At 72.0% G+C, this 1191-nt stretch carries 2 protein-coding genes; both read left to right on the top strand.

Going from position 1 to position 1191, the window contains the following annotated elements:
* A partial coding sequence (locus tag C5N14_RS30500; RefSeq protein WP_243640262.1) for a condensation domain-containing protein occupies positions 1 to 778 on the top strand: 778 nt, incomplete at its 5' end.
* Positions 779 to 897: 119 nt separating this feature from the next.
* The coding region (locus tag C5N14_RS30495) for a hypothetical protein (RefSeq protein ID WP_133305774.1) at positions 898 to 1191 on the top strand (294 nt) is incomplete at its 3' end.

Here is a 1191-nt window from a genome sequence, read left to right as displayed (position 1 = left end):
TCAGGTGTACGACGAGTTCACCCGCCTGCGCGAGGCCGCCGACCTGGAGACGCAACGGGCGTACTGGCGTGAGCAGTTACGCGGCCTGCCCCGCCAGGGCGAGCCCCCGGCCGACGCGTCGCTGGAACAGGCGCTGGCCTGGGGCCCCAAGGCCGGGCACATCGCCACCGTCACCCCCGACGTGCTGGAACGCTGGGACCGCGCCGCCCGGGAACACCGGTTCAGCCGCTCCAGCCTCTTCGCCGCCGCGTTCGCCTCCGCACTGCGCGCCGTCAACCAGCAGGACGACATCGCCCTGCTGATGGTCGTCGCCAAGCGGGGCAGCCGCGTCCTCGACTCCGCCTTCACCACCAGGCTCAACCTCAACTGCGTCCGGGTCCGGTTCGACGGGCCGGAGGACGGCAGCCTCGTCCTGCGGGTCCACGAGACGATCAGCGACCTCATGCGGGCCCAGGACGTCCCGTTCGCGGAGACCGCCAACGACCCGTCCGCCGGGATCTCCGGCGAGGTGGTGGCCAGCCTGCCGACCTTCGTCTTCCAGGACAACGTGGTGCACCCGCTGGAACTGCCCGGCTGCCGGACCGAGGAGATCGTCGAACCGTACGCCCGGGAGGTGCCCAACGGCCTCACGGTCGAGGTGCTGCCCCGCGCCGACCACGCACTCCTGCGCGTCACCATCCGCACCGACTACCTGCCGTACAGCTTCGCCGAGGAGCTGAACGGACACATGCTGCGCTTCCTTCAAGCCGGGCCCGCGCCGGCCCACCTCGCTGGCTGAACGTTTCACCCGTACCCCTCGTGCCGTGGGCGCGGCCGTCCGCGCCCACGGAGTTCCTGGATTTCCTGACCCGGCCGTACCCGTGCAGGTGACGCCGGTTTTGATTCGGAGGTTGGCTCATGTCTGTCGGGTTCGTTGGTGGTCAGGCCCAGGCTGCGGGTGTCGCCGGGCCCGGTGCCGACTTCGAGGCCCTCGACCTGATGGGTGACCTGCGGCGGCCGTTGGTGTGGCCGGCCCGGGCGGCGTCGGAGCTGCGGACGCTGGAGTTGCCCGAGCTGGCGGGCCCGGAGCCGGCCGGGGTGGTGGTGCTGGCGGGCCTCGTCGGGGTGCTGGCCCGGTACACCGGCCAGGAGGAGGTGGCGCTGGACCTGTCCTCGGGCGGATCGGTGGTGCGGGTGGGGGTGGCGGACGAT

This window comes from Micromonospora sp. MW-13 (genome assembly GCF_003434305.1).
Lineage (GTDB): Bacteria > Actinomycetota > Actinomycetes > Mycobacteriales > Micromonosporaceae > Micromonospora.
The sequence above is the reverse complement of the archived record's forward strand: the minus strand, read 5'-3'. Positions and strand labels throughout refer to the sequence as shown.